Origin of the sequence: uncultured Clostridium sp., assembly GCF_900547735.1 — a bacterium.
In the GTDB taxonomy this organism is placed as follows: domain Bacteria; phylum Bacillota; class Clostridia; order Lachnospirales; family Lachnospiraceae; genus Otoolea.
Map to the genome: position 1 here is coordinate 45,776 of NZ_URHZ01000012.1, position 23,225 is coordinate 69,000.

15 protein-coding genes are annotated in these 23,225 nt (G+C 49.3%); 12 read left to right on the plus strand and 3 right to left on the minus strand.

Features of this window, described 5'->3' with window-relative positions:
* Positions 1–39 precede the first annotated feature (39 nt).
* Entirely contained in the window at positions 40–609 is a 570-nt protein-coding gene (locus tag QZT18_RS05785; RefSeq protein ID WP_294145472.1) for a DUF305 domain-containing protein, read from the plus strand.
* 159 nt (positions 610–768) lie between these two features.
* On the plus strand, positions 769–3,843 hold the full coding sequence (locus QZT18_RS05790) for a transglycosylase domain-containing protein (RefSeq protein ID WP_294145474.1): 3,075 nt from the start codon (positions 769–771) through the stop codon (positions 3,841–3,843).
* 124 nt (positions 3,844–3,967) lie between these two features.
* On the opposite strand, the gene QZT18_RS05795 is transcribed toward QZT18_RS05790, so the two are convergent.
* The gene (locus tag QZT18_RS05795; RefSeq protein ID WP_294145476.1) at positions 3,968–4,915 is read right to left on the minus strand and encodes a LysR family transcriptional regulator; all 948 of its coding nucleotides are present in this window, start codon (positions 4,913–4,915) and stop codon (positions 3,968–3,970) included.
* A gap of 245 nt (positions 4,916–5,160) precedes the next feature.
* Between QZT18_RS05795 and QZT18_RS05800 the strand changes: the two genes are divergently transcribed.
* The 9 genes from QZT18_RS05800 (at position 5,161) to QZT18_RS05840 (ending at position 19,932) form a co-directional block, all read left to right on the plus strand.
* Positions 5,161–6,198 (plus strand): Ldh family oxidoreductase, encoded by a 1,038-nt coding sequence (locus QZT18_RS05800; protein ID WP_294145477.1) that lies wholly within the window; start codon positions 5,161–5,163, stop codon positions 6,196–6,198.
* A gap of 27 nt (positions 6,199–6,225) precedes the next feature.
* The gene (locus QZT18_RS05805) at positions 6,226–6,927 is read left to right on the plus strand and encodes an RraA family protein (RefSeq protein WP_294145479.1); all 702 of its coding nucleotides are present in this window, start codon (positions 6,226–6,228) and stop codon (positions 6,925–6,927) included.
* A 14-nt stretch (positions 6,928–6,941) separates the two neighbouring features.
* On the plus strand, positions 6,942–7,943 hold the full coding sequence (locus tag QZT18_RS05810; protein ID WP_294145481.1) for a tripartite tricarboxylate transporter substrate binding protein: 1,002 nt from the start codon (positions 6,942–6,944) through the stop codon (positions 7,941–7,943).
* A 48-nt stretch (positions 7,944–7,991) separates the two neighbouring features.
* Positions 7,992–8,438, plus strand: a complete 447-nt coding sequence (locus QZT18_RS05815) for a tripartite tricarboxylate transporter TctB family protein (protein ID WP_294145483.1) — start codon at positions 7,992–7,994, stop codon at positions 8,436–8,438.
* A 14-nt stretch (positions 8,439–8,452) separates the two neighbouring features.
* Complete coding sequence (locus QZT18_RS05820; RefSeq protein WP_294145485.1) at positions 8,453–9,955, plus strand: tripartite tricarboxylate transporter permease; 1,503 nt, start codon at positions 8,453–8,455, stop codon at positions 9,953–9,955.
* Positions 9,956–10,370: 415 nt separating this feature from the next.
* The gene (locus QZT18_RS05825) at positions 10,371–12,980 is read left to right on the plus strand and encodes an EAL domain-containing protein (protein ID WP_294145487.1); all 2,610 of its coding nucleotides are present in this window, start codon (positions 10,371–10,373) and stop codon (positions 12,978–12,980) included.
* 5 nt (positions 12,981–12,985) lie between these two features.
* Positions 12,986–16,570 (plus strand): response regulator, encoded by a 3,585-nt coding sequence (locus QZT18_RS05830; RefSeq protein ID WP_294145489.1) that lies wholly within the window; start codon positions 12,986–12,988, stop codon positions 16,568–16,570.
* A 4-nt stretch (positions 16,571–16,574) separates the two neighbouring features.
* A complete protein-coding gene (locus QZT18_RS05835) occupies positions 16,575–16,946 on the plus strand; it encodes an Hpt domain-containing protein (RefSeq protein WP_294145492.1) in 372 nt (123 codons plus the stop codon).
* Between the two features lie 148 nt (positions 16,947–17,094).
* Positions 17,095–19,932, plus strand: a complete 2,838-nt coding sequence (locus QZT18_RS05840) for an ATP-binding protein (protein WP_294145494.1) — start codon at positions 17,095–17,097, stop codon at positions 19,930–19,932.
* A gap of 101 nt (positions 19,933–20,033) precedes the next feature.
* Here QZT18_RS05840 and QZT18_RS05845 read toward each other — a convergent pair whose 3' ends face one another.
* Together QZT18_RS05845 and QZT18_RS05850 are read right to left on the minus strand one after the other, a co-directional pair.
* The gene (locus QZT18_RS05845) at positions 20,034–20,825 is read right to left on the minus strand and encodes an ABC transporter permease (RefSeq protein WP_294145496.1); all 792 of its coding nucleotides are present in this window, start codon (positions 20,823–20,825) and stop codon (positions 20,034–20,036) included.
* Between the two features lie 29 nt (positions 20,826–20,854).
* Positions 20,855–21,616, minus strand: coding sequence for an ABC transporter ATP-binding protein (locus QZT18_RS05850; RefSeq protein ID WP_294145498.1), 762 nt, complete (start codon positions 21,614–21,616; stop codon positions 20,855–20,857).
* Positions 21,617–21,811: 195 nt separating this feature from the next.
* On the opposite strand from QZT18_RS05850, the gene QZT18_RS05855 reads away from it, so the two are divergent.
* Positions 21,812–23,200, plus strand: coding sequence for an MATE family efflux transporter (locus QZT18_RS05855; protein ID WP_294145499.1), 1,389 nt, complete (start codon positions 21,812–21,814; stop codon positions 23,198–23,200).
* The last annotated feature ends 25 nt before the right edge of the window (positions 23,201–23,225 follow it).

The following is a 23,225-nucleotide window of genomic DNA, read 5'->3' on the forward strand; positions in this document are numbered from 1 at the left end:
GTTTTGCGTCTGAGCGGAGCGAAAGGAATTGATAGAAAGATGGCAGTTTACAGTGATTTAAGTATTAACACGAAAGCCTATCTGGATTGCTATTACAGTATCCTGAATGAAATGATGGAGCAGATGACGTCTGCTCCTCAGGCTGGAAGCATATCGGGAAATTTTATTGTACAGATGATGCCGCACCACCGGGCGGCGATTAAAATGTCTGAAAATCTTCTGCGTTACACAACCTATATTCCACTTCAAAATATGGCGCTGAATATCATAGCCGAACAGAAAAAAGGCATAGAGAATATGAAAAAGGTATATCCCTGCTGCTGTACGCTTGTCAATAAGCCGGCAGAGCTTCAAAGCTACCGGAGAGATAATGAGCGCATTCTGCAGAATATGTTCCGGGAAATGAAATCGGCGGGAGTGGACAATAATATCAACGTGTGCTTTATGAGGGAAATGATACCGCACCATAAAGGGGCGGTCCTGATGTGTGAAAACATGCTGCGCTATCCCGGCTGTCCGGAATTATTGCCGATACTTGAGGCAATCACCGTATCGCAGAAAAAGGGAATAATTCAGATGCAGCAGATGCTCAAAGAAATACGGTTTTGACGTTTTGCGCACAGGTCACAGGCGCCAATCAAAAAGAATTATGCCGGATAGCAATATCCGGCTATTTTTATGCCTTAAAACGGGCAGAAAGGGGAATACTGATCAAAAAGAGATTTTTACCGAAAGCGGCTGTACAGGCCGGACCGTTTGGAGGCAGTGATGGATTACAGAAAACAAAGTTCAGATAAATATAAAAACCAGGAACCTAAAAATGAAAAACCGGACAACGGGGCTTCCAGCGGCGCGGCCCCGGAGCCTGCGTCACAGGGAGCAGCCAAAAGCCGCGCCTCTGAACCTCGCCGTAAAAGGGCATCTGCAGATGAAAATACATCCCGAATCAAGCGGAAAAAAAGAAGGAAAAAAGTCTGGACAGCCATTCTCATCATATTCCTGCTCTGTCTGATTACGGTATCCGTGGCCGGAGGATATTTCCTGAAGCGCATTATCGACAAGGCGCCCGACATAACGGCGCTGAGCCTCCGTCCGGAGGGATTTGCCACCATGATCTACGACAGCGCGGGAAATGAGGTGGAAAAACTGGTGATGGAGGGGACGAACCGGGAGGAGGCTGCCTATGAGGAATTTCCCGATCACCTCGTCAATGCGTTTATCGCCATTGAGGATGAGCGGTTCTGGAAGAACAGCGGAGTCGACATCCGGGCGATTATGAGAGCGGTAAAAGGAGTTCTTACCGGCAATTCATCCGCCGGGGGAGGCAGCACCATCACCCAGCAGCTCATTAAAAATGCGGTGTTCCAGGGAGGCATGGAATCAACCTTTGAGGAACGTCTGGAACGGAAAATACAGGAACAGTATCTGGCCGTCAAGCTGAATAAGATGGTGGACAAGAAGACCATCATGACAAATTACCTGAATACCATCAACCTGGGCTCCAACACCCTGGGCGTCAAGGTGGCTGCCAGAAGATATTTTGATAAGGATGTGTCGGAACTGACCCTTTCGGAGTGCGCTGTTTTAGCGGGAATTACGAAGAACCCGTCCAAACTGAATCCTCTTACCGGCGCGGAGGAGAATGAGAAACGCCGTAAGATTATTCTCGGTAAGATGGAGGAGCAGGGCCTGATCAGCCAGGAGGAAAAAGAGGAGGCGCTGGCGGACGATGTGTACGCGCGGATTCAGAATGTGGATGTAACGGCCAGGGCATCGGCTACGCCGTACAGCTATTTTACCGATGAGGTGATTGATCAGGTGACGGAGGCCTTGATGGACAGGCTCGGATATTCGGAGGCCATTGCCCGCAAGATGCTCTATGGAGGCGGCCTTTCGATTTATACGACCCAGGATCCTTCGATTCAGGCAATCGTAGATGAGGAAATTAATAATCCGGAAAATTACAAAACGGCATTTCTGTCGGCCGATTACCGTCTTTCCGTCCGTCATGCGGACGGCAGCGCGGAAAATTATTCGGATCAGGATATTAAGGCATATCACAAAAACGAACTGAAGGACAACTATACCGGACTGTACAACACTGCGGAGGAAGTGCAGGCCGATGTGGATCGGTTTAAGGCATCGGTTGTGAAAGAAGGAGACGAGATAACGGGGGAGCGTCTGCAGGCGGTGATCCAGCCGCAGGTCTCCTTCGTATTAATGGATCAGCGCACCGGCGAAGTGAAGGCCATAAACGGCGGACGCGGGGAGAAAACGGCCAGCAGGACACTGAACCGCGCGTCGGATACGCTCCGCCAGCCAGGCTCCACGTTTAAAGTGATTTCTTCATTCGCACCCGCGCTCGACAGCATGGGAGCAACGCTTGGGACCACCTATTATGACGCGCCTTACTCCGTCGGGAAGAAATCATTCCGGAACTGGTACAGCCGGTTTCTGGGATACTCCAACATCAGGGAAGGAATTGTCTATTCCATGAATATCGTTGCCGTCCGCTGTATGATGGAAACGATTTCCCCGGAACTGGGAGTAAAATATGCGGAAAAATTCGGGATAACGTCCATGTCTGATAAAGACTACAACGCGTCCACCGCTCTGGGCGGAATTACGGCCGGCGTGTCGAATCTGGAGCTGACGGGAGCCTATGCGGCCATCGCGGCGGGAGGCGTGTATACAAAACCCGTTTTCTTTACGAAAATTGTGGATCATGACGGAAAAGTCCTGATTGAAAATGAACCGGAGAGACATGAGGTCCTGAAACCGCAGACCGCCTTCCTGCTGACGGACGCGTTGCGGGAGGCCATGTCGGGCGGGCCGAAATTTGCAACCTCCCCGGTAAATCCCACCGGCGGGAGATCCAGGCTGTCTAATATGACATGCGCCGGGAAAAGCGGAACCACGACCGCCAGCAAAGATTTATGGTTTACCGGTTTTACACCCTGGTATACGGCGGGAATCTGGAGCGGAAACGACGGAAACCAGGCCGTGAGCGGAGGAACTTCCTACCATAAAGATATATGGAAAAAGATCATGGACCGCGTCCATGAGGGACTGCAGGATCCTGGTTTTACGGTGCCGGAGGGCATCGTGAAGGTGCAGATCTGCCGCAAATCAGGAAAACTGGCGATTCCCGGGGTCTGTACAAACGATCCGAGGGGAAATGCCGTGTATACCGAGTATTTTGCAGAGGGAACGCAGCCGACCGTGCTCTGTGACCGGCATGTGATTTCAGAAGTCTGTACCGAATCCGGGCAGTCCGCTACCGAATTCTGCCCTGAGATTGTCACCGGCGTATTTCTTGTCGTCCCCCTGGGCGAGGGAACGACGGATGATACCCAGTACACATTGCCGCCGAGATGCACGCTGCACGGTGACATGAGTTCGATTATTCTGCCTCCGGGAACCGGCGAGGATGACGGTCAGAACGAGTCGGGAGGCGCAGCGGAATCCACGGCGGGCCGGGAGAGCCGGCCGTCCTGGGACGTATGGCCGACGCAGGCGACACGTCCGACCCAGGAGAGTAAACCGTCCTGGGATGTGTGGCCGACCCAGGGCAGCAAACCATCCTGGGATGTATGGCCAACCCAGGCGACACGCCCAACGGAGAGCACGCCGTCCTGGGAGAGCAGGCCGACGCAGGAAAGTACGCCGTCCTGGCAAAAACCAACACAGAAACCGACGCAGGAGAGTACACCGTCCTGGCAGAAGCCGACACAAAAGCCGACGGAGAGCACGCCCTCCTGGCAGAGACCGACCCAGAAACCCACACAGGAGAGCACGCCGAGCGGAAATAATCCCTGGAATAACTGGTGGAGCAGAAACTGATGGGCGTTTAAACAAATAAAAGAAGACGATAGAGAAACGTTTTCACATATAAAAAGTGATAGTCATGAGGGAAAGGTTTTCAACTCATGACTATCACTTTTTGTACAAATCGCCGATGGAAATACTATAAATTATACCTTGCGCAGATTTCCCGCCTGGCTATGCTGAGAAAGTCCCTCTCGAACTGCGGGAGCTTCCTTTCACGCAGATAAGCGAATCCGGTGGAAGAATTTAATACCTCGTTTGTAATCGGCAGGCAGAACAAATCGGTATCATTCTTCAAAGTGTCCGGCACACCGATTTCGGAGATGATGCCGACAGCCTCTCCCTGCCGGCTGAGTAAAGCGATTAGATTATTACTATTGCTTTCAAATAAAACATTTGGATGAATCTTATTTTCATAAAAGAAATGATCGATGTTTTTCCGTATCCGGTTTTCCGCAGAAGGAAGTACATAGGGAAATTCCGCCATCCCGGCAAATTCCTGAAGGGATATTCCATGCGTCCGGCATTCCTCCAGGTATTGTATTTGCTCTGAAGACAGATATGTCCCGGCAATTTCTTTATTAAAAATGCAGATCTGGCGTTCCTTTGCAAGTTCCTCATAGACAACGGAAGGCGTTGTAGAATAACCGATTCCAATATAGATATCAATATCTCGATTCAGTAAAAAACTGGTCATTTGGATACTGTTTGCATTTTTCAAAATGAAGCGGACATTGGGGTAAAGTGCATGGTATGTCCGCATAATGCCTGGAATCAGGACACGGGCGCGAAGCTGCGATATACCAAGGACAATTTGTCCAACCGTTTTATTTGAAATGTCTGCTAAAATATTTTCCAGGTCCCTTTCCGCATCTGAAACCTGTTTTGCATAAAACAGCATATGTTCGCCTGCTACAGTTAAACGAAGCCGCGGTTTACGTTCAAACAGGCTAATCCCGTATTCCTGCTCCAGCTTCTGGATGCTGTCGCTTAAGGCCTGCTGGCTGATATATAAACGTTGTGCCGCCCTGGAAAAATTCATTTCTTCTGCTGTCACTAAAAAGCATTCTAACCGACGATTATGCATATTAAAATTCCTTCCATAGTAAGTTCCGATACGAAAGCTCCATTTATCATTGTATAATAGATAACAAGCATTTACTTGTTAAGTTTTCAAATAAAAACTGATTTTATTTGTTCAATATCCATGATACTATGAATATATACAAAAAATCAATACGCGCATTGAACTTTTTGAGAATATTTGACTAATAAATGGTTAAAAAAGGCTCGTTTATTGAGACTTACAATTCAATGAAAGGTACGATGAAAATGTATAGTATACATAAACTTAAAAAATATACAAGCAATATTATGCAGAGGGCAGGCCTTTCTCCGGAGAAAAGTGATTTATTTGCGGAAAGTCTGGTAGATGCAGACAGCCGGGGAATTTCTTCCCATGGATTGACCCGTTTGAAAACCTATGCTTACCGTCTGGAAACGGGATTGGTTGATGCAGGGGCAGAACCGGTTGTCCTGAGGGATACTTCTTCTATGCTGCTGATTGATGGTAATAATGCATTGGGGGTTCCGTCTGCTATGACCGCCATGAAAATGTGTGTGGAACATGCAGGAAAGAGCGGCGCCTGTTTTGCGGCTGTCCGTGGTGGGAATCACTTTGGCATGGCAGAGTTCTTTACCGATTATGCGGCACGGAATAATATGATAGGGATTGCAATGGCGAACGGCCCGGCAGCCCTTGCCGCAATTGGCGGAATTGAGCCGGTACTTGGGACCAATCCGCTTGCCGTATCAATTCCGGCCGGCCGGCATCCGACAATGACTTTGGATATGGCTACCAGCATTGTAGCCAGAGGAAAAGTTACCCTGGCGGCAAAGGAGGGACGAGCCATACCGGAAGGCTGGGCAATCGATGCGGAGGGCCGCCCTGCAACAGACCCGCATAAAGCCAATTGTATGCTTCCGTTCGGAGGCGCCAAGGGTTATGGAATTGGACTCATTATTGAGATTATGTGCAGTTGCCTCAGCGGAGCCTGTAATGGAAAGACAATGGGGTCGTTTTATGATTTCAGCGGTAAAAAACAGGATTCGGGATTTTTCTTAGGAGCTTTCAATGTGGGAGGTATTATGGACATTGAACAGTTTAAATACCGGGTGGATGATTTACTTGACTCAATAAAAAGTTCTCCCCGTGCAGCAGGCTGTAAAGAGATTTTTGTACCCGGGGAAATCGAAATTCGCAAAGCGGCAGCTGCCGAAGAAAATGGAATCAGTATTCCCGATGCCGTACTGAAGGAACTGAAAGAAATAAGCGGAAAATATAAGGTCCCATTTGAGTGTGAGATGTAATCTGAGAAAATAAGGAGGAGATTTAGTATGTCTGTTGGAAAACGTATTTATTTACAGAGAAAGATGCCGGATGCACGCCTGATTGAGGAATTTAAACACATTCCCGCTTCTAATGTGGGAGATGTTATGGGACGTAACTGTGCAATGAATCCGAGAATTCATCTTGTGAGCAGTCCAAAAGAGCAGATTGCAGCCGGCCCGGCTTACACGGTAAAGCTGAGAGCGGGGGATAATCTGGCACTTCATGCAGCACTCAATTACTGTAAAGAGGGAGATTTTCTGGTAGTTTCAAATGAGGGTGACACGACACGCGCCCTTATGGGCGAGATTATGATGGCGTACCTGATGTTTACAAAAAAAGTAGCAGGAATTGTTCTGGACGGTCCGATTCGAGATATTGATGAAATCGGAAAATGGGATTTCCCGGTATATGCTACCGGAACAACACCGGGAGGGCCTTACAAGGAAGGACCGGGAGAAAACAATGTTCCAATCAGTTGTGGGGAGATCAGCGTGAATCCCGGTGATATTATTCTGGCGGACCCGGACGGCGTTATTGTGATTCCCCGTCAGGACGGTCCTGAGATTTTGGAAGAGGCGAAAAAGTATATGATAAGTGATTCCTCTAAGCTGGAATCCACTAAAAATGGTACGATAAACCGCGCCTGGGTGGAAAAGGCACTGATCAATAAAGAGTTTGAGATGATTGACGATGTTTATAATGCATAAAGGAGAAAAATATTATGAAGAAGATGATTGCACTCGTGTTGACCTTTGCTATGACTGTCAGTTTAACCGCATGCGGCACCAGCCGGAATACTTCGGAACCGGCCGCTTCTAAAACTATGGAGCAGACCGAATATACTCCTCCTAAAACTCTTACCATGATTGTACCTTATGCGGCCGGCGGAGCGGTGGACCTGGGTGCGCGTCTTCTGGCAAAGTATGCAGCCAAGTATACGACGGCCGATATTGTCATCAATAACGTAGCGGGAGGAAGCGGCACAATCGGACCGGCGGAGATGCTGAAATATAAGGCCGACGGCACCTATATGTGCGCGATGAATCCTTCTACCAGTTACGTTTCCACTCCGGATAAAGTCCTGAGTTACGACTATATGGAAGATTTTACACGGGTAGCCCTGATTATGCAGGATCAGCGTGTCATCGCAGTGCCGAAAAATAACGGTCTTTATGAAACTCTGGAAGAGTTTATCGCTTATGCAAAAGAGCACCCGGGAAATATCACAATCGGCTGTTCAGGAACTATGAACGACGCCTACTTTACTCCTTACCTGCTCAATAAAGAGGCAGATATTGACCTGAACATTGTAGCTTACGACGGCGGTGCGGATGCGAAAACGGATTTACTCGGAGGACATATCAATGCAATTTCCGTTTCTTACTCCGAAGCGCTGCCGATGATGCAGAATGATCAGGTGATTATTCTCTGTACTGCCGGAACGGAGCGTTTCGAGGAACTTCCGGATATGCCGACTCTTATGGAAAAAGGATATAATGTCACATTTACCACAAACCGCGGCTATGTCATGAAAGCCGGTACGGCTCCGGAAGTGATTGCCTATTGGTCGGATGTGATAGGCAAGGTCTGCGCCGATGAAGAGTTCCTGGCCGAGGCAAAGGATATGGGATTTCCAATCAAATATTATAACCATGAGGATTTTGACGTACTTGCAGGAGAAGTAATGACAACGTATAAAGAAATTCTTGCCGGTATGGAATAATGAACATATGGAGTTACATGTTTATTGGGAGAGGGGAGGAAGACTGCCTTGTACAAAAAAGAAAAAATCGGCCTTCTGTTTATTTTGGCCTTGTTTGCCGCATTCTTTATCTTAAACGGCGGCCATAACGAAAAAGTCCGGATGTATCCCTATTTTGTCTGCGGGATAGGATTCGTGCTCACGGCTGTCCAGCTTGGAATCACAGTTTATAAGGAAAAGAAAGAAATCGCCTTGGATGTTTCCGCAGCGCTTACAAAAGAACAGTTTCGTTCCGTCGTAATTACCGTGGCTGCGGCATTCGCTTACATTTTTCTTGCAAGTATTATCGGTTACTTCACAATGACGTTTGTCTTTGTTGCGGCCTATTCCTACTGGCACACAGACAAACAGCAAAAATGGCTTTATATTGCGGTTGCATTGGGCGTTGATATCGTCGTATTTATTGCATTTAAAATGTTTCTCAGCATACCGCTTCCGGCCGGCCTTTTGATTTAGAGAGGAGATATACAATGGAAAATATGATGCTGGGTCTTATAACCGCACTTTCCCCGGTGAATCTGCTGGCCGTGCTGGCCGGAACAATCCTTGGCATTGCCTTTGGGGCGATGCCGGGGCTGTCTGCCACAATCGGTATCGCCGTATTAATTCCGGTCTCTTATGGAATGGAGCCGGCAACGGGGCTTATCTTACTGGCCGGTGTTTACGTCGGCGCAACTTACGGCGGTTCAATTTCAGCCGTACTGGTCAATACACCGGGTACGCCCAGTGCGGCGGCAACCGGATGGGACGGACATCCAATGGCGCTGAAAGGGCATGCGACGGAGGCGTTAATCGAATCGGCGACCGCCTCATTCTGGGGGACGGTAATCGGTGTGATTGCTCTTCTTACCATTGCTCCCTCCCTGGCTGAATTTTCATTGAGGTTCAGCACGCAGGAGAATGTGTGTCTGGCGATTTTCGGACTGACGATTATCGCCTCCCTTTCCAAGAACCTGATGAAAGGCCTGATTGGCGGATGTATCGGCCTTCTGCTCGGCTGTTTCGGAATGGATCCGCAGTTTGGATTCGCACGATTTTCGTTTGGCCAGATGGAACTGATTACCGGACTTCCGACGGTTCCGACCCTGGTCGGCCTGTATTCGATTTCCCAGGTTTTATCCATGGTGGCGGACAGGAGCGGGACCGTGAATGTGGACAGTTCCCTTTCGATGGTCAATAAATACCGTTTGAAACTGAAGGATTTGTGTTATTATCCGCTCACCTATCTCTGGTGCGGAATCGTAGGCGTCATTATCGGCATGATTCCGGCGGCAGGAGGCAGTATCGCAGCCTTTATGGGATATAACGAAGCAAAGCGTATTTCAAAGACTCCCGAGCTTTTCGGCACGGGGCACCGGGAAGGAATTGCCGGGCCGGAGAGCGCCAACAACGGAGTCATCGGCGGTTCCCTGATACCGATGATGACGCTCGGAATACCGGGGAATGCCGTTTCGGCCGTATTGATGGGTGCGCTGATGCTTCACGGAATGACGCCGGGGAATGATCTTTTTACAACCAAGGCGCATATCACCTATCCATTTATTTTCGGAATTCTGACGGCTGCTTTCCTGATGGTGATTATTGGTGTTACCTTTGCCAAGCAGTTTGCCAAGGTCAACCGGATTCCACAGAATTATCTCACAAGCGGCATCCTTGTACTGACTGTTTTAGGAGCCTTCTCCTGTAATAATACATACTCTCAGGTTTACATAATGCTTTTCTGCGGAATTTTAGGTTACTTCCTGAAATGGATGAAGATCGACCTTTCGGCAGTGGTTCTGGGATATATTCTTGGACCGATTGCAGAGCGCGGTCTTGTGCGTACGCTTATTAAGACCGGTACAGGTATGGCGGCGGTGGAATCATTTTTGACCAGGCCAATCTGTCTGGTGCTGCTGATTGCCAGCCTGATCTCATTCTGCTTCCCTCTCATTAAAAAGGTTATGGCAGACAAAAGAGCTGCCGCAAACTAAACAAATGAAATATTGGTAAAGTCTGAACTATGAAGTGATATTTCCGCTTCAAGGTTCAGACTTTCTTTTTTTCTGCGGCAGAAACGGTAAAATACGTCGTTTCGCGCCGCAACCCTCGGGTTTAACCCAAGGGGGCCCGCTGTCTGTGGCTTTCGCTACGCTCCACTCACAAAAAACACCTCACGGAATACTGTCGGTGAACAGGAACTTTTTGACCTCGGTAAATCCCTTAAAAGCCCGGAAATAATTGAAACTTCGGCCTTTCTGTGCTACACTAACATTGGTGCCTATGTGGACATAGTAAAAAAATTGTATATAGGTTTCTTTTGTTGTGGTAAAATGTAAATAAAACATTCTGGCGCAAGCCGTAACAATATTTTTTCAGAATGGCGGGGAAAGAAAAGGAGACAGGAAGATGCTTTCAAAAAAAGTAATTCTGGTTGTGGAAGATAATGAAATAAACCGTATGATGCTAAGTGAAATGCTGTCCTCGGAATACAGAGTTCTGGAAGCGGAGAACGGACAGGCTGCGCTCGCTGTGCTGGAGGAGCACAGGGACGATGTTTCACTGATCCTGCTTGATATTACCATGCCGATCATGGATGGATATACGTTCCTTTCTATTGCAAAAGCAGATCCGGCTCTTGCATCTATCCCTGTCATCGTAACAACGCAGAGCGACAGTGAGGCCGACGAGGTTGCGGCCCTGTCCCACGGTGCGACCGATTTTGTGGCGAAACCATACAAACCCCAGATTATCCGGCACAGAGTGGCCAGCATCATCCACCTCCGGGAAACGGCGGCGATGATCAATCAGTTCCAGTATGACCGGCTGACCGGCCTTTACAGCAAGGAATTTTTTTATCAGCGGGTGAGGGAAATTCTCAACCAGAATCCGGGGCAGAAGTACGATATCCTATGCTCGGATATTGAAAATTTTAAGCTGATTAACGACGTTTTCGGTGTGGCCGCCGGCGACCAGCTCCTGTGCGGAGTGGCGGATTTGTACCGGCAGCTCACGGGTGACGGTGGGACCTGCGGCCGTCTGAGTGCGGACCAGTTTGCCTGCCTGCTGGAACACAGGGATAAATATGAAGATGATATGTTTATCCGTGCCAATGAAGTGATCAATGCCCTCCCCAATGCAAAAAATGTTGTGATGAAATGGGGGATTTTTTCCATTGAAAACCGCAGCATTTCGATAGAACAGATGTCTGACCGCGCCCTTCTTGCGGCGCGCAGCATCAAAGGACAGTACAGAAAGTATTTTGCCGCTTATGACGACAAGCTCCGTGATGAACTGCTGCGGCAGCAGGCTATCATCGACAGCATGGAATCCGCCCTGAAAGAGGAACAGTTCCTGATTTACCTGCAGCCCAAATACAGAATCCGGGATGAAAGGCTGGCCGGTGCCGAAGCGCTGATACGCTGGAAACATCCCGAGTGGGGATTTCAGTCTCCGGCCGAGTTTATCCCGCTTTTCGAGAAAAACGGATTTATCACAAAACTCGATCAGTTTGTCTGGGATAAGACGTGTTCTTATCTGAAGGAGTGGGACAGGAAAGGTTATCCGCAGATACCGGTTTCCGTCAATGTCTCACGTGCCGATATTTATAATGCAGATATAGCGGACACACTGAGCAAGATTGTACATAAATATGGTCTGCCGCCCTCACGCCTCCATCTGGAGATTACGGAGAGCGCCTATACGGAAAACCCGGGCCAGATTATTGAAACGGTCGGCCGTCTGCGAAAACTGGGATTTATCATCGAGATGGACGATTTCGGCAGCGGATATTCCTCACTGAATATGCTGAACCAGATGCCGATCGATATCCTGAAGCTGGATATGAAATTCATTCAGAGTGAGACGGCAAAACCGATCAGCCAGGGAGTGCTTCAATTCATCATGGAGCTGGCCCGCTGGATGCACCTGGGCGTTGTAGCCGAGGGAGTAGAGACCAAGGAACAGTTAAACCGCCTGCTGGAAACGGGCTGTGACTATGTGCAGGGTTATTACTTTGCAAAGCCGATGCCGGGCACGGAATTTGAAGAACTGCTGAAGAAACAGGAAACCGTGGAAATAGAAGAAAAACGGGGAAATGACCGCGGGGAACTGCAGAAAATGGAGAGGCAGGCCGGGCACAGGAAGCAGGTACTCTTAGCAGCCGATGAAGACGCGGAATACAGAAGACAGATCGTCGATAATTTTTCGGAATATTATGAAGTTCTGGAGGCTGTGGATGATGCTTCCGCACTGGAACTCATTGCCGGATATGCGGATTGCCTGGATGCGGTTCTTTTGAGCGTTTCTCTGACCGGAGCAGGCGGTATGTCAGTGCTTCACTCCGTCAAAAGGGATAAATCGGTATGGAACATTCCGGTCATTGTCACCGGTCCGCCGGATATGCAGACGGAAAAACAGGCGATAGCAATGGGAGCCGACGATTATGCGGTCAAACCCCATGCACCCGAAAGTCTTAGAAAGAGAATCAATCATGTTATCAGGCTGGCCACATTCCCGAAGCGGGAGCAGGATTTGAAGGAGGAGGCGTACCGCGACCCCATGACCAATGTCCTGAACCGCCGGGGATGGGAGGCGGCCACCGCTTCTCTTCAGAAGGAGGATGCCCCATTTGCATTCTATCTCTTTGACCTCGACAATTTGAAGGAGGTTAACGACACGCTCGGTCATATGGAAGGCGACCGCCTGATCCAGGAGTTCGGGGAGCTTCTCCGGGCCCATACCAGAAAAACCGATATTCTGGCCAGATATGGGGGCGATGAATTTGTGGCTATCATGAAACAGATGAAATCGGATGATGCCGCGATGAAAAAGGGAAGGGAAATCTGCCGGGCGCTTGCCGAAAAACGTTTTGCAGAGAAAATTACGGTGACAGCTTCCGTGGGAATCGTAATCTGGAACGTGGAGGAGCCGCTTGAGGATGTAATAAAACGGGTGGATTTGGCATTGTACCGTGCAAAAGCGAATTGTAAAGGTGGATGTTACCTGTGGAAGGAATAAAATAAATGAAGTATTATACGACAGCGAAAGATACGGCCCAGGCATTCTGCCGGGCCTGGTTCGAACAGCGTGACAGGGAAACGGCAGTCGGTGTTCTCTCTGATGATATTGACTTTGTGGGCACCGGAGAGGATGAATTTGCCTGCGGCAAGGCGGAGATGACCGCCTATATAAACCAGGATATCAGTGAGATTACGGAACCGTTCTCCTGTGATATGAGAGTGATCCATGAACAGAGCATTACGGCGGAAGTGACCCATCTCTCTATGGAAATGACGCTGAAAAACAGGCAGTATATCTGGCATCTGCGTACGTTCTTTACGCTTGCTTTGGAAGACGGGAACTGGAAGATTAAAAGTTTCCATGTGGCGGAACCCGGCAGCAGCCAGAGAGGCGGGGAGCATTATCCCCTGTCACTTGTGATGGAACACATCAGCAGACAGAGGCAGGAACTTTTAAACGATTCCGTAGCCGGCGGTATGATGGGAGGATATGTCGAAGACGGATTTCCGTTCTATTTTATCAACCGGCAGATGCTGGATTATTTGGGATATGAGAATAAGACGGAATTTGTCAGTGATATAGAGGGCAAGATTTCCAACTGTATGCATCCCGATGATAGGAAATCGGTGGATGAGACCGTGAATGCACAGCTCCTGGAGGGCGATGAATATATCGTAGAATACAGGATGCGCAAGAAAGACGGCACGTACATATGGGTCCATGATACAGGCAGGAGGCTTATGGCGGAGGACGGACGTTCCGCAATTGTCTCAGTCTGCATTGATATCACGGAAGAGAAAAAGATGAGGGATGAGCTGGTCCATCTCTATAATAATATCCCGGGAGCCGTTTTCCGGTGCCGTTATGACGAGGAGCTTTCCGTGATTGACGCCAACAACGGCCTGTTTGAATTCCTTGGCTACACCAGGGAAGAATTTACCGCTTTGGGTAATAAGATGTCGGCCGTCATTCATCCCGACGACATGCCGCTTATGCTGCAGAAAATCAGGATGCAATTGCAGTACGGCAACACGGTCCGAAGCGAGAGCCGTGTCATCTGCAAGGACGGGGCAGTTAAGTGGTTTTCGCTTAAAGCCCAGCTTTTCCAGGAGAAGGATGAGGGACAGCTTTTCAGTGTACTTCTCGATATTACGGATGAAAGATGCCTGCAGGAGAGAAATGATGAACTTTACGAGCAGGAGCTGGCCTATTTTGTGGAACTTTCTTCCGAGGAGGGAAGCGCCCAGGGCCGCCTCAATGTCACCCTCAATCAAATGGAGAGTTACATTTGCACGCCTCAGATGGCGGTTGCCGATGTGGGAAGCACTTATGATGAACTGGTGGAACATCTGTCTGAGGCCGCGGTGGATCCGGCATACGGAGAGCTCATCCGCAGCTCACTGGCACGTGAAAAGGTGCTGGCGGAGTATGCATCGGGAAAGACGGATCACCATTTTGAATTTCTGAGAAGACGCGGTGACGAAGGCGTGTTCTGGAGCAGTACAAACTTTCGTTTATACCGGGAGCCGGAGAAAGACGATGTCATTGCCTTTTTCTATACAACGGATAACACGGCCCACAAGATTCAGGAGGAACTGCTTAAAAAGATTACCCGGCTTGATTATGAACTCCTTACGGAGGTCAACATCCGGCGTGATACCCACCGTCTCATCTCTTTTGACGAGAGCAGCCAGAAGGCAGGAGCAGCGGAGGGGGAGTTCCGGGCCGAGGCCAGACTGCTTGCAGACCGTTTTATGGATGATGCGACGAGACGCGAATATCTGGAAAAGATGGATTTTGATTATATGGAAAAGAGACTGTCTGAGGAGCCTGTATACTCATTTGTCATTGAGATGATGGACGAGGAGGGAAAGAAGAGAGTAAAACGTTTCCAGGTCTTCTATATCGAGAAGGAACTCGGCAGGGTCTGTGTGGCGCGCAGCGATGTGACCGATGTGGTGCAGAAGGAGCAGCGCCAGAAGGAAGAGCTGGCCGCCGCCCTGGTGGCTGCCGAGCAGGCGAACGCCGCAAAATCGGATTTCCTTTCCAGGATGAGCCATGAGATCAGGACGCCGATGAATGCAATCATCGGTATGAGTACCATTGCCGCCCAGGCTGTCGGCGATGATGAACAGATTGCCGACTGTATCTCAAAGATAGGAATTTCATCAAGGTTCCTTCTGTCGTTAATCAATGATATTCTGGATATGAGCCGGATCGAAAGCGGTAAAATGCTCTTAAAGAATGAAAAGATTCCCACGGAAGAGTTCATCGTGGGGCTTAATTCCATCTGCTATTCCCAGGCATCCGCAAAGGGAGTGGAGTATGAGTGTATCGTGGATCCTGTGCTGGATGACTATTATGTCGGTGATGCGATGAAGCTGCAGCAGGTGCTTTTGAATATCCTGAGCAATGCCATCAAATTTACCGGTGAGGGAGGAAAAGTCACCTTCTCGGCATCACAGCGCCAAAGAACGAAAAATACCGCTGCCCTGCGGTTTATTGTAAATGATACGGGTGTGGGCATGAGTGAGGAATTCCTCCCACGCATTTTCGAACCGTTTTCCCAGGAATCCATTGGCACCACGGCCCTGTACGGGGGCACCGGGCTGGGACTTGCAATCTCGAAGAGTATTGTGGACCTGATGGACGGTAAAATTACGGTGCGTTCCATCAAAGGAATCGGAACGGAATTTACGGTGGACGTAAAGCTTGGAATTACCGAAGAAGAGAAGCTGCTCCATTGTCAGAAAAAGCAGAATTACAATTTTTCCCACCTGAAAACACTGGTCGTAGATGACGATGTGGTAGTATGCGAGAGCGCGGTTGTCACTCTGCGTGAGATGGGAGTCACCGCAGAATGGGTGGACAGCGGCCGCAAAGCCGTCGAGCGGGTGCAGGGCCTCTGGGATGAGGGCAAATACTTTGATATGATTCTGATAGACTGGAAAATGCCGGGAATGGACGGAATCGAGACTGCCAGACATATCAGGGCTATCGTAGGGCCGGAGGTTACGATTATTATTATGACCGCCTATGACTGGATTTCCATAGAGCATGAAGCAAAACTGGCCGGAGTTAACCTTCTGATGAGCAAACCGATGTTTAAATCCGCTCTGGTTTCGGCTTTTTCCAAAGCGCTTGGAGAGAAGGAAGAGAGAAAGCCGCAGATGGACGCGGCCGCCTACGATTTTTCCGGAAGACGTCTGCTGCTGGCGGAAGATAATGCCATTAACACCGAGGTTGCCGTGATGCTGCTTGAGAGCAAGGGATTTACCGTGGATACGGCGGAAAACGGACTCAGGGCGCTGGAACTGTTCAGTAAATCGTCTACCGGATATTATGATGCGATTCTGATGGATATCAGGATGCCGCTCATGGACGGTCTGACGGCGACGACGAGTATCAGGCACCTAAGCAATACGGACGCCTCAACAATTCCGATTGTTGCAATGACGGCCAACGCGTTCGATGACGATATAGAAAAGAGCAAGGCGGCCGGTATGGATGCCCACCTGGCGAAGCCGATTGATTCGGACCGGCTGTATCAGACGCTTTACCATCTTATTTTCAGAGAGGAAGGTTAAACCGATGCAGAGTTTCAGAGAAATACTTGGAGCTTATGGTGTGGATTATGACAGGACAATGGCGCGTTTCATGGGAAATGAGAAATTTTATCTGAAGATACTGAAAAGACTGCCTCAGGATCAGAACCTGGACGGCCTGGGAGCCGCTTTGGACAAGGAAGATCTGGCCGCCGCCTTTGAGGCGGCGCATACGATAAAGGGACTGGCGGGAAATTTGGGATTACAGTCCATTTATGAGGTGATTTCCGCCATGGTGGAGCCTCTGCGTGCCGGAGAACCCAGAGAGGATTATAAAATATTTTATCAGACTGTTTGTGAGGAATACCGGAAAGTGGAGCATATGAGAATGGAACTGGAACAACTGGACGGGTTTTAGGCGTTCGGGGAACCCGGACCATATCCATCAGAAGTCAATGTCCGCTGACCGTGTTCAGTTGGAACAGGCGAAGCCGGCGGGAAAAGAACCGGAACGGTTTTATTAACGGCGGCGGATTATCCCATCCGGTACCGGTGAAGGAGTTTATATGAGGCAAATACACGGCCGTAAGATAAAAAAATGTATTATGGTTTTACTTGTGACGCTGCTTATGCTGGCAGTGTCATTTCCATGCGCGGCCGATGAAGCGCCGGAGTCGAAGGTACTTCGCGTCGCATTTCCCACAACGGAAGGTTATACCATGATTTCGGAGGATGGACAAAGATACGGGCTGGTGGTTGATGTCCTCGATGAAATTGCCAAATACACAGGATGGAAATATGAATACATTGATGTGAAGAATGAAGAAATACTGAAACGTTTTCAGGACGGGGAATTTGACCTCATGGGCGGTCAGTATTATCTGGAAGGTCTGGAGGAATTATGTGCCTATCCCGAATATAACTGCGGCTATACGAAACTGATCCTTCTGGCCAGAAGAGACGATGACAGTATTAAGAGCTTTGATCTGAACTCGTTTAACGGAAAAACAATCGGTGTATTTGAAAGGGCGGCCGAGAATATAAGGCGTCTCAAGATATATCTGGAGCTTAATAACATCGACTGTACGATTAAATATTATAATAATGACCAGTTGAGAGAACACATGGGCCTGAACTACTATCTGGAAAACGGCGAGGTGGATTTGCTTCTGGGCAACAGCGCGGACTCGGGAGATATCTTTTATGTCGCGGCCACATTTGATTCGCAGCCTCACTATATAGTGACACAGCCGGATGCTGAGGAGGTGCTTGACGGCCTTAATATGGCGCTGGAGAAGATTTACGAGGCGGATCCCAACTTTGCAAGGAAATTATACGAAACCAATTTTCCTGCGGCTGCCAACATGAATGCGCTGCTTAATACAAGAGAGAAGGAATATATTAAACAGCGGGGACCTGTGACGGTAGCGGTTCCCAATGACTGGCATCCTCTGTTCTGCCTAAATAATGGGGACGGCCACAATGGCTACGTGCCGGATCTGCTTCAGAAAATTTCCGAGTATTCCGGTCTGGAGTTTTCCTATGTGTATTGTGACAGCTATGCGCAGATGCTCGAAAAGATGCAGAGCGGTGAGGCTGAACTGCTTGGTTTTTATCTTGGTTCCGATGAAGACGCCGTGGGACAGGATCTGGCGCTGACAACACCCTTCGTAGAGCTGAATTCTATCCTGGTTAGGAATAAGGAATCCAGTTATCCGGCACAGGGACTGGTCGGAGCCGTACTGGAAGGGGAAGACATGCCGGACAATATCACGGTAGATGAGGAAATCTACTATTCCGATATTGCAGAGGCGCTTTCGGATGTCAACCGCGGCAAGGTGGACTTCTTTTACGGTGTGTCCGCGCATCTGGAAAGCATTATACAGAAAAATAATTTTACCAATCTGATGCAGGTAAATCTAATCAATGATCACCGGGAAACCAGCTTTGCAATGAAAAGTCCTGTACAGCCGGAGCTTTTCTCAATCATTAATAAAGCAATCAACAATATCAGCAGCGATGATTATGCCTCCATCGGCAGCCGCAACATGGTTTCCATTGGGGAATCACATATGACGCTTACCAGTATTGTCTATGCCAATCCATCCCTGGCGGTGACGGTTGTGGCTACGGGGCTTATCCTCCTTCTGATCGTTGTTATAATCATAAGCAGATCCCGTCTGCACGCCGCTGCCATGCGGGGAGAACTTGAAAAGGCCGAGGCCGACAACCGGGCCAAAAGTGAATTTCTGTCCCGCATGAGCCATGAAATCAGGACCCCGATGAATGCGATTGTCGGGCTGACCGACCTGACCGCAATGACGGAAGGACTGCCCGAAAAGGTATCGAAGAACCTGGAGAAGATTAAAACATCGTCCAAGTATCTGCTGAGCCTGATCAATGATATTCTGGATATGAGCCGTATTGAAAACGGAAAGATGACGCTTGCAGCCGAAAACTTTTCAATGCATGAAATGCTGAGTGATATTGAAAATATGCTGCAGCAGGATGCTGCGAACCGGTCGCTGGAGTTTGGCCTTAAAGAAAGTGTCGACCATGATGTAGTGGTGGGGGACGAACTGCGCCTGAGGCAGGTGATACTCAATCTGCTTTCTAATGCATTTAAGTTTACCCGGGCCGGAGGCCGGGTGCTTCTCCAGGTTTCGGAGGAATCCTCCACGGAGGCTGTTGTTTCATATAGAATTCTGGTGAGCGATACGGGAATCGGAATTGCTCAGGACGAACAGCGCCGCATTTTTGAGAGCTTTGAGCAGCTTGGTTCCAACTATTCAAAGAGCCAGGGAACCGGACTCGGCCTGGCCATAAGCAGGAATATCGTCCATCTGATGGGCGGAGAGCTTTTCCTTACAAGCGAAGTGGGAAAAGGCAGTGAGTTCTATTTTACCGTAACACTTCCTAAGGGACAGATGGAGAAAAAGTCTGTCCAGGAGACAAAGTGCAGAGAGAACAGATTTGACGGTGTAAAAATCCTCCTTGCGGAGGACAATGATCTCAACGCGGAAATCGCCATCGAACTGCTCCGCATGCAGGGGGCGGTTGTCATCCGCGCTGAGAATGGGCGGGAGGCATTAGAATTGTTTAAACAAAGCGCCCGGGGAGAGATCAGGGCGATTCTTATGGATATCCAGATGCCGGAGATGAACGGACTGGAGGCTACGGCCGCCATCCGCGCACTGTCACGACCGGATGCCGCAGCCGTCCCGATCATTGCAATGACTGCAAACGCCTTCCGGGAGGACCGGGAAACGGCGATGGCGGCGGGCATGAACGGTTTTGTACCGAAGCCGATTGATGTGAATGCGCTTTACGAGGAACTGTATCACAATATGGGTGTTCCGGCAGGGGATTCTGTGAAGAACGGCGGCGGGGACGGAGAAGCGTAATTTGGAATTTTTGGACTATCAGGTGTTGCAGAAAAGAAAACGGGATGCCGTTTGCAGAAGTGGAATGAGTGCTCTGCAGGCGGCATCCTGTTTTTATGATTCTATTTCATCTTCTTCTCCAGTAACGTAATCCCCTGATAAAGCACTGCCGACGTAATACAGAGAATCACAATGCTCATCACAACAAGATCCATCTTAAAGACCTGGGAACCATAGATAATCAGATATCCGAGTCCTTTGTTGGCGGCGAGGAATTCGCCGATAATAACGCCCACCAGGCAGAGTCCCACATTGACCTTCATATTGCTGATAATCAGCGGAACCGATCCGGGCAGCAGGACTTTTGTGAGGACATCCTTCCGCTTTCCGCCCAGGGAGTAAATCAGCTTGATCTGATCCGGATCCGTGTGGCTGAAACCGTTATGAAGCGTCATAATGGCTCCGAATACGGCCACCGATACGGCGGCAACGATAATTGTCTTAATGTTATTTCCCAGCCAAACGATGAGAATCGGGGCCAGGGCCGACTTAGGCAGACTGTTGAGCATGACGAGATACGGCTCCAGAATGTCGGAGAGGCTTTTGCTGGACCACAAGAGGATTGCCCCAAGCAGTCCGATGGCGACAACGAGAAAGAAACTAATCAGCGTTTCCATAATCGTGACACCGGTGTGTAAAAAAATACTGCCGTCCTTCACCATGCTGATAAAACAGAGTACGATTCGGGACGGAGAGCTGAAGATGAAGTCGTTGATAATACCCAGTCTGGCACAGACTTCCCAGAGTGCCAATAAAATAAAAAGAAGCAGAATGCGGCAGACTGAGACAAATCTGCGGCGGCGTTTCTGCCTTGCGATAAATTCCTGCTGGGCCAGGGTTTCATGTAATTCCATGAGACACCTCCTGATAGGGAAAAGAATTGTTAATTTTGAAGAATCTTCCAGACCTCATTGAAATAACCTGAGAATTCCGGATCGTTTCTCCGTTCAAGAGGACTTAAATCCGGAGTGGAAAACGGGGTTGGGAGAATTCCTTTAATCCTGCCGGGCCGCTTTGAGAGAATGACAATGCGGTCGGCAACACTGACGGCCTCCGACAGATCATGGGTGATCAGGATGGCTGTCTTACCTCTTCCCCTGATAATTGTACTGATATCATCGCAGACGGAAAGGCGTGTCTGATAATCCAGTGCAGAAAAAGGCTCATCGAGGAGAAGAATATCTGGCTCTAAGGCCAGGGTCCGTATGAGGGCGGCACGCTGCCGCATTCCGCCCGACAGTTCGGACGGCCGGGCGTTTTCAAAACTGCCGAGTCCATAGGAAGTCATCAGTTCCTGAAGATTATTTTTATGGCGTTCGTCCATTTTGTGCTGGATTTCCAATCCAAGAGAGGCATTGGAGAGAATCGTGCGCCATTCAAACAGGTGATCCTTCTGAAGCATATAGCCGATCCTCACCTTGCTCTCGGAGAGTGGGGTCCCGTCTATGAGAATTTTTCCCTCATCCGGTTTGAGGAGCCCGCTGAAAAGGGACAGGAGAGTGGACTTGCCGCAGCCGGACGGTCCGACAATGGCAATAAACTCTCCGGTGTTTACGGTAAACGATATATTAGAAAGAGCCTGAGTTTCCCCATCCATCGAATGATAGGAATAACAAAGGCCTGAAACTTCCAGTTTTGGAATCATGTAACACCTCTAAAATATACTGGCTTTAGTTTAAGATATGTGGATTTTGCAGGGACGTGAGGCCATAAAGGGGGAATCATGATGATTTTTGGTTGCCGTTGCCTCCCGTGTGTAGTAAAATAATTACCAGAAATACAGGCCGGTTCTTACGCGGCTCTGTAAAGATACGGCCGGAGCCGGGAAAAGAGGCGTTACGTGGCAGTGACGGAGAAGAAATCGGGCAGCATGCCGGAGAAAACAGACAGGAAACAGGACTTTACACAGGGAAACATTGTGAGGCAGATTGTGGCATTCACGCTGCCGTTAATTGCATCCAGCCTCCTGCAGGCCCTCTATAATATGGTAGATATGGTGATTGCTGGCCGTTTTGCGGGGCCTTCGGCCATCTCCGCCATCAACAATTCCAGTCAGATACTGGTGATCATCACGAAGATTGCCATCGGAATCACCACCGGCGGAAGCGTGCTGATTGGGCAGTTTTATGGAGGTAAAGATAGTAAGAGCAGGGAGGAGGCGACCGGGACGCTCGTATCCCTCTCGGCCGTACTGGGCATTGCATTCTCTCTGATTCTGTATGCCATGTCCGGGGAAATCTTGAGGCTCCTCCAGGCGCCTGCCTACGACGAGGCGCTGGTTTATCTGAGAATCTGTTCCGCGGGAATGTTTTTCGTCTACATATACAATGCATTTTCCTCTCTGCTGCGCGCCGTGGGCGACAGCAGGACACCGATGCGGATTGTCATTGCAACGACGGTGCTGAATGCCGTACTGGATGTGATTTTTGTCGGGTCCTTTAACATGGGAGTGGCAGGCGCGGCACTTGCTACGGTGATCGCCCAGATACTCAGCGCCGTGCTCAGTCTGGCGGCTATTGTGAGGGAAAAAGAGCTGATCCGCTTTACATTTGATTTCCTGAAAATCAGAATGGGGATGCTGAAGGAGACGCTGAAGGTCGGAATTCCCAGCGCAGTGCAGATGACGATAGCCGGGTTCTCCTGGCTGGTGGTGACCTTTCTGATTAACCGCTACGGAACTGACATCTCTGCCGGAAACGGAGTGGCGATCAAGATTAAAGATATGTGCCAGCTTCTGCTCAGCGCCATGTCTACGGGAGCCGTCTCCGTAATTGCACAGAACCTGGGCGCCCGCCTCTACGACAGGGCGAAGGAGGTTATGTATACAGCTATGAAGATGGCCCTGGTGGTGAGCCTCGCGACAATCGTCCTGGTGGAAATCGGAGGGCCCTGGCTGGCTGGAATCTTCACCGATGATCAGGTGGTCATCGCCAATGCGGTGCTGAATATGCGGATTGAGATTTTCGGTCAGGTATTCTATGCGATCTTCCTGATTTATCACGCGATGATGATCGGCGCGGGCCATTCCACATTCGCGATGATGTCCAGCTTCACGAACTGCATTATCTTCCGGGTGATTCTGGCTGTTTCCTTCGAGAAGCTTTGGGGCCTTGAAGGAATTTACATCGCCTGCGCCATTGCGCCGTTTTCCTCGGTACCGTTCGGGTATTTATATATTAAATCGGGAATCTGGAAGAGGAGCCTCATTAAGCAGCGCGGGAATGAATAGAACGAATAGAAAACATACAATAAGG

Coding starts and splice junctions, on each gene's coding strand:
- QZT18_RS05840 (WP_294145494.1), top strand. CDS start 17,095: ATGAGGCAAATACACGGCCGTAAGATAAAAAAATGTATTATGGTTTTA.
- QZT18_RS05790 (WP_294145474.1), top strand. CDS start 769: ATGGATTACAGAAAACAAAGTTCAGATAAATATAAAAACCAGGAACCT.
- QZT18_RS05800 (WP_294145477.1), top strand. CDS start 5,161: ATGTATAGTATACATAAACTTAAAAAATATACAAGCAATATTATGCAG.
- QZT18_RS05845 (WP_294145496.1), bottom strand. CDS start 20,825: ATGGAATTACATGAAACCCTGGCCCAGCAGGAATTTATCGCAAGGCAG.
- QZT18_RS05830 (WP_294145489.1), top strand. CDS start 12,986: ATGAAGTATTATACGACAGCGAAAGATACGGCCCAGGCATTCTGCCGG.
- QZT18_RS05835 (WP_294145492.1), top strand. CDS start 16,575: ATGCAGAGTTTCAGAGAAATACTTGGAGCTTATGGTGTGGATTATGAC.
- QZT18_RS05850 (WP_294145498.1), bottom strand. CDS start 21,616: ATGATTCCAAAACTGGAAGTTTCAGGCCTTTGTTATTCCTATCATTCG.
- QZT18_RS05825 (WP_294145487.1), top strand. CDS start 10,371: ATGCTTTCAAAAAAAGTAATTCTGGTTGTGGAAGATAATGAAATAAAC.
- QZT18_RS05820 (WP_294145485.1), top strand. CDS start 8,453: ATGGAAAATATGATGCTGGGTCTTATAACCGCACTTTCCCCGGTGAAT.
- QZT18_RS05795 (WP_294145476.1), bottom strand. CDS start 4,915: ATGCATAATCGTCGGTTAGAATGCTTTTTAGTGACAGCAGAAGAAATG.
- QZT18_RS05785 (WP_294145472.1), top strand. CDS start 40: ATGGCAGTTTACAGTGATTTAAGTATTAACACGAAAGCCTATCTGGAT.
- QZT18_RS05810 (WP_294145481.1), top strand. CDS start 6,942: ATGAAGAAGATGATTGCACTCGTGTTGACCTTTGCTATGACTGTCAGT.
- QZT18_RS05805 (WP_294145479.1), top strand. CDS start 6,226: ATGTCTGTTGGAAAACGTATTTATTTACAGAGAAAGATGCCGGATGCA.